This window comes from Mycobacterium sp. TH-M106, assembly GCF_057473765.1.
Map to the genome: position 1 here is coordinate 1 of NZ_JBYCLE010000598.1, position 6,195 is coordinate 6,195.

Genomic DNA, 6,195 nt, shown 5'->3' on the forward strand with positions numbered 1-6,195 from the left:
GCTGCGGACAGTACGACCGCTCCGCCATCGCGAGGAACTTGGCTGCGTGGTCTTCGGTCAAGCCGGGATTGCGGTTCACGATGATCTTGAGGACCTCTGGACCCGACTTGCCGTCGCCGACGAGCTTGCACACCGCTTCGGCGGCGACGATGGCTTGGTCGGCACGGCTGTAGGTGATGCCGGCCGCCCGCAGGGCGGCGAGAAAGGACTGGGCGGCCTCACTGTTGACATCGGGCGTGCCGCCCCCGTTGGGATCGCCGGGCGGAGCACCGCCCCCGTTACCGTAGGCGGGACCGGCCAGGCTGATCATGACGACGACGCCGAGCAGGGCCAGTAGTGGTTTCACGATTCCTCGATGTGGCGGGCCGGAGAACCCAGGATATATGGCTGAACTATGCCAGCGGATACCGCAGCCGAGCCTGCGCCTGTCCGGACGGCCACACCACCACCCGCACACCGTGTTGCCACTGCACGGTCAGCACCTGGTGGCCCACCTGTCGATCGGTCTGCGGGTCGAGCCGGAATCGGCCGAAAAGCGTCGTGCAGCACAAGTTCTGGGCCGCTGCCAAAAGCGCCGCGTCGTCGGCGGAGCCGGCGTCTTCCAGGCAGCGGTGCGCGATCAGGCCGGCGGCGAACGCCTGAGCTGCCGGATACGGCGGGTCACCGCCGGTCCGGCGCCGGTAAGCGGCGACGAAGCGGCTGACCGGCGGCCCCTCGTCCGGGGACGGGGCAGCCGAGGCCAACCACTGCGCCGGGCCGAGCAGCCCCTCCCGCGCGGCGCCCAAGTCGGCGAGCACCTCCTCGACGCCGGCGCCGACGAAGCCAGCTGCTCGCCAACGCCTCGCCAACAGTTCACCAGCGGCCGACAGCTCCGCGGCGAACGAGCCGACCACCAGCAACACCGCGGTGTCCGACTGCACCGGGTCCGGGTCATATCGGGTCAGGCTCCGTCGGACAACGGTGAAACCGAGTCGCTGTGCCTCGGCGGCGGCACCGTCACCGACTGCCCGGCCGAAGCCGGTGTCTGCGGCCAACAGGCACAGCGTCTGCACGTGCGCGTCGACCTGCCGCACGGCGCGCAACGCGCCGTGAAAGTAGGCGTTGGCGGGCGCCAGGATCGACACCACGTTGCCCGCCGGAGGTATCCACGCCCCGCCGTGGTTCCACACCAGCCGATCCGTGGCAGCGACGAGCGCCGCCGTAGGGCCGCTGCCGTACGGGCCGAACAGCACATCAGGGCAAGCACGCTGCGCTAGACGCAGACCGGCGACCGGATCTGGGTGGGCGTCGACCACAGCCAGTTCCACCTTCTGCGATGACCGCTCACCCAACCACTCGGACCACAGTGTGAGCGCATCCGCACCGGCCCGACCGTAACCGGCCAACGGACCGGTCAGCGGGGTCACCAGCGCGGCGCGCAGCGGGTCACCCGGGAGTCGGATCGGTGGCATCGCGACGGGCGAATGCCGGTGCGTGTTCGGGCCGGACCCCGACGCCGACGAAGTAGGCGGGTATCGCCGAGAGCCACGGCAACCGCTCGATCACGCTGAACAGCGCTGCCGGTGGGCTGAGGGTCTGGCCGCGCAGAATCGGTTCGAGCCCCCGGTGCAACACGCGCTGCACTGATTGCGTCACCACGGTGGGCAGTATTCGCCGCCGCCGGACAGCGGCCAGGTCTCGATGGGTGATCCGGTGGCGACGCAGCGATTCGGCAAGCAACGTCGCTGCCGCGACGGCATCCTGGACCGCCAGGTTGATGCCGACGCCCCCGACCGGCGACATCGCGTGGGCGGCATCACCGATGCACAGCAGCCCGTCGGTGTGCCAACGCCGCAGCCGATTGACCCGCACATCGAGGTGCTTGACGTCGTCCAATGACGTCAATGCCTCGACCGGCCCGGCCGTGTCAGGCATCAGTTCGGCGACGTCGCGGCGAAACGCGTCGAGACCGCGTGCCCGCAACTGGGCGTCAGTGCCTTTGGGTCCGAGGTAGGCGACTTGGAAGTAGCCTTGCCGTGGGATGAGGACAGCGGCCTTGCCCCGCGCGAGGCGGGGCAAGAGGGTGAATTCCACGGCACCGTCGCGAGGCAGCCGGAACCACCACACGTCGAAGTTCACCGGGTACTCGTGCGTGGTGAGTCCCGCCTCGCGGCGCACGACCGACCACCGGCCGTCGCACCCGACGGTCAATTCGGCCCGCAGTTCACCGGGTCCGGTGGGGCTTTGATAGCGCACGCCGATAACGCGGCCGGCTTCGGTGATCAACCCGGTGACTTCGGTGCGCATGCGCAGCGTGAAACTCGGCTCGGCCTGAGCCGCATCGGCGAGCAGGTTCAGCAGATCCCACTGCGGCACCAGCGCGACAAACGGGTGCGGTTGACGCAGCCGACCGAAGTCGACGACGACCGCCGAGCGCCCGTTCGACTCAAACCTCGCCTTCCGGACCTCGCTGTATGGCAGGGCCGCGAAGCGGCTCCACAGCCCGAGCTCGTCGAGCAGCCGCATGGTGGTCGGATGCACGGTGTCGCCGCGGAAGTCGCGCAGGAAGTCGCCGTGCTTTTCCAGCACGGTGACGTCCACACCGGCCCGCGCCAGCAGCAGCCCCAGTATCATCCCCGCCGGTCCGCCGCCGACGATCGCACAGGTGGTGGTCTCGGCCATCAGGGATTGTCGACGCGCCGTGCGCCCAATTCGTTCTGCAGCAATTCGAGTGCGGCCTCCTCCGGGTCGCGGCGTGGCGCCGGCGGGTTGTCGCCCTTGGCTGCGTGCTGCGCGTCGGCTTCGGCCAGCATCGCCTCCTCGTCGGCCTGCCGGGTGGGGGCATCTCCCGCTTGCCGGGTGGGGGCACCTCCCGCTTGCGGGGGCGGATCCGCGGTCGAGGCGGCCTCCGGGGTCGGCAGGTCCGGCGGGTCCGCCTGAGCGCCCGGCGGGGCCCCCGCGTCGCAACGCACCCGCCAGTCGACGCCGAGGGCGTCCTTGAGCGCCTCGACGATCACGTCGGTGTTGCGCTGTTCGGACAGCCGTTTGGCCAGCGGCGCCGACTCGTGGGTCAGCACCAGCGTGTTACCCTCCACCGCCCGCACGGTGGCCCCGGCCAGCATCACCTCGGTGGTGCGGCTGCGCTGCCGCACCTTGTCGCGCACCGTCGGCCACATCGTCCGCACCGCTGCCACCCCGGGCTCGCCGGGGTTCTGTTGCGCTGGCTCAACCGGGGGTGCGGGCTGTGCGGCCGGCCGTGCCGGGGCCGGCGGCTCGGGCACCCGAGACGGCCGGGCATCGGGCTCGGGCGCGGGTTCGGCCGATCCGGCCGACCCGGATCGCGGGGCGGGGATCGCCATGTCCAGCCGGTGCTCGATGCGCTCGAGGCGCTGCAGCAACGCGGATTCGCTGTCGGCGGCCGCGGGCAGCAGCAGCCGCGCGCACACCACCTCGAGCAGCAACCGCGGCGCCGTCGCGCCCCGCATCTCGCCAAGGCCGGCGTGCACCACCTCCGCGTAGCGGGTCAACGTCGCCCGGCCGATCCGCGCCGCCTGGTCACGCATCCGCTCCAGCATGTCTTCCGGTGCGTCGACCACGCCTTTGGCCGCGGCGTCCGGCACCGCCTGCAGCACGATCAGGTCCCGGAACCGCTCCAACAGGTCGACGGCGAACCGGCGTGGATCGTGACCGGCGTCGACCACTGCTTCGACCGCTCCGAACAACGCCGCCGCATCCCCGGCGACCAGGGCGTCGAGGGCGTTGTCGATCAGCGCGACATCGGTGACACCGAGTAATCCCAGCGCACGCCGGTAGGTGACGCGGCGATCCAGTGGGTCCTCAGTCCCGGCCAGCAACTGGTCGAGCACCGACAGGGTATCCCGCGGTGAGCCGCCGCCCGCCCGGATCAACAGCGGGTACACCGCTTCGTCGACGGCCACCTCTTCCTGGTCGCAGATCCGCCCGATCAGTTCGCGCATGGTGCGCGGCGGCAGCAGCCGAAACGGGTAGTGGTGGGTGCGGGACCGGATCGTGGGCAGCACCTTCTCCGGTTCGGTGGTGGCGAAGACGAAGATCACATGCTCGGGCGGCTCCTCGACGATCTTGAGCAGCGCGTTGAATCCCGCGGTGGTCACCATGTGGGCCTCGTCGACGATGAACACCCGATAGCGCGACTGCGCCGGTGCGTAAAACGCGCGGTCCCGCAGGTCCCGGGTGTCGTCGACACCGCCGTGGCTGGCGGCGTCGAGCTCGACGACGTCTATGTTGCCCGGCCCGTTGGGTGCCAAGGCAACGCACGAGTCGCAGACACCGCACGGCGTCGGCGTGGGTCCCTGTGCACAGTTCAGGGAGCGTGCCAGAATCCGCGCCGACGACGTCTTGCCGCAGCCGCGCGGCCCGGAGAACAGGTACGCGTGGTTGATGCGGCCGGCCGCCAGCGCGGCGCGCAGCGGTTCGGTGACGTGCTCCTGCCCGATGACCTCGGCGAACGTCGCCGGCCGATATTTGCGGTAGAGGGCCACGATCAGCACGTTACCGACGCGGGCCGACGACGTTGAGATTGCGTCCAGGGTCGTGATTTCGGAAGCTTCGCAGGCCTGCGTGCAATCTCAACGAAGCTGGCAGTCACGCTCGGCGTTAGGTCTGCGTCAGGCCGGCAGCAGCGATTCGGCCGCGGCCAGCAGCGCGCAGCTGCAGAGTCCGTCGACGGCGTCGCGCAGCTCGGGCAGCGACGGGAACGTCGGCGCGATCCGGAGATTCTTGTCGTCCGGGTCGTTGTGGTACGGGAACGACGCCCCCGCCTCGGTCACCGCGATCCCGGCGTCTTTGGCCAGGGCGACGGTCCGCCGCGCCGTGCCCGGCAGCACGTCCAGGCTGATGAAGTAGCCGCCCTTCGGCTTGGTCCAGGACGCGATTTTGGCGTCGCCCAGCCGCTCGGCCAGAATCTCGTCGGCCAACGCGAATTTGGGGGCCAGGATCTGTTGGTGGCGTCGCATGAGGAGGCGCACGCCGTCGGCGTCGCGGAGGAACCGCAGGTGGCGCAGCTGGTTGAGTTTGTCCGGTCCGATCGACTTCTTGCCGGCGTACTGCAGATACCAGGCGATGCTGCCCAGCGACCCGGCGAAGAAGCTGACGCCGGCCCCGGCGAAGGTGATCTTCGACGTGGACGCGAACACGTACGGCCGGTTGGGGTTGCCGGCAGCGGCGGCCAGACCCAGCACGTCGATCTGGTGGGGGAAGTCCGTCGTCAGGGTGTGCACTGCATAGGCGTTGTCCCAGAACAGCCGGAAGTCACTGGCGGCGGTGCGCATCTGCACCAGCCGGCGTGCCGTCTCCCAGGAGTAGGTGACCCCGGTCGGGTTGGCGAACACCGGGACGCACCACATGCCCTTGATCGCCGGGTCGACGGCGACCAACTCCTCGATCAGGTCGACGTCCGGGCCATCCTCACGCATCGGGATCGAGATCATCTCGATGCCCATGGTCTCGGTGATGGCGAAGTGCCGGTCATAGCCGGGAACCGGGCACAAAAACTTGACCGTGGGTTCGGCGATCCAGGGTCGCGGCGAATCCACCCCGCCGTGCAACATCGAGAAGACCACCACGTCGTGCATGAACTCCAGGCTGGCATTGTTGCCCGCGATCAGGTTGGGCACCGCGATGCCGAGCAGCTCGCCGAAGACGGCCCGCAGTGCGGGCAGGCCGTGCAGTCCGCCGTAGTTGCGGGTGTCGGTGCCCTCGTCGTCGCGGTAGTCAGGACGCTCACCGCCGCCGGGCAGGCTCAGCAACTCGTTCGACAGGTCGAGCTGTTCGGGTGCCGGCTTGCCGCGAGTGAGGTCCAGCGCCAGCTTCTTGGCCTGCAGATCCGCGTAGTCTCGCCGATAGCGTTCATGCCTGGCAACCAGGCGGAGCGGGTCGAGGGTTTGCAGCGTCACCGTGCTCCTTTCGCCGTCGAGCGTCCTGAGTGCGGTGGGATTGCGGGCCCCGGTTCAGGGTTCGGGGGACCCCGCGCACCCGCCAGAGCCCATTGACCCTTGCTGCCTTCCGGCCCTGGGGGAGTTCACAGGATAGACGCCGCACGGGGTCCACCGCGAGTTTAGCGGCGATCGCAAGCGCGGCGGAGCCGGGCGCAGCGGGTCGCCGCCATTGGTCCAGCGGCGATCGCAAGCGCGGCGGAGCCGGGCGCAGCGGGTCGCCGCCATTGGTCCAGCGGCGATC

The 6,195-nt window shown here is 69.9% G+C and carries 5 protein-coding genes and 1 other RNA gene; all 6 read right to left on the reverse strand.

What is annotated here, in order from left to right:
* Positions 1–346: DUF732 domain-containing protein (locus tag AC2VOP_RS20315; RefSeq protein ID WP_486962642.1), on the reverse strand; the 346-nt coding region annotated here is incomplete at its 3' end.
* A 46-nt stretch (positions 347–392) separates the two neighbouring features.
* Positions 393–1,451 (reverse strand): ABC transporter substrate-binding protein, encoded by a 1,059-nt coding sequence (locus AC2VOP_RS20320; protein ID WP_486962643.1) that lies wholly within the window; start codon positions 1,449–1,451, stop codon positions 393–395.
* Positions 1,426–2,661: an FAD-dependent oxidoreductase gene (locus AC2VOP_RS20325; protein WP_486962644.1), complete on the reverse strand. Its 1,236-nt coding sequence runs from the start codon at positions 2,659–2,661 to the stop codon at positions 1,426–1,428. The genes AC2VOP_RS20320 and AC2VOP_RS20325 overlap by 26 nt, the downstream gene beginning before the upstream one ends.
* Positions 2,661–4,499 (reverse strand): DNA polymerase III subunits gamma/tau, encoded by a 1,839-nt coding sequence (locus AC2VOP_RS20330; RefSeq protein WP_486962645.1) that lies wholly within the window; start codon positions 4,497–4,499, stop codon positions 2,661–2,663. Before AC2VOP_RS20330 ends, AC2VOP_RS20325 begins: the two co-directional genes overlap by 1 nt.
* Positions 4,500–4,625: 126 nt before the next feature.
* A complete protein-coding gene (locus tag AC2VOP_RS20335; RefSeq protein WP_486962646.1) occupies positions 4,626–5,912 on the reverse strand; it encodes an aspartate aminotransferase type Ic in 1,287 nt (428 codons plus the stop codon).
* Positions 5,913–5,972: 60 nt separating this feature from the next.
* An RNA gene (ffs, locus tag AC2VOP_RS20340) (signal recognition particle sRNA small type) lies at positions 5,973–6,067 on the reverse strand.
* Between the last annotated feature and the right edge of the window lie 128 nt (positions 6,068–6,195).

Coding starts and splice junctions, on each gene's coding strand:
- AC2VOP_RS20325 (WP_486962644.1), bottom strand. CDS start 2,661: ATGGCCGAGACCACCACCTGTGCGATCGTCGGCGGCGGACCGGCGGGG.
- AC2VOP_RS20320 (WP_486962643.1), bottom strand. CDS start 1,451: ATGCCACCGATCCGACTCCCGGGTGACCCGCTGCGCGCCGCGCTGGTG.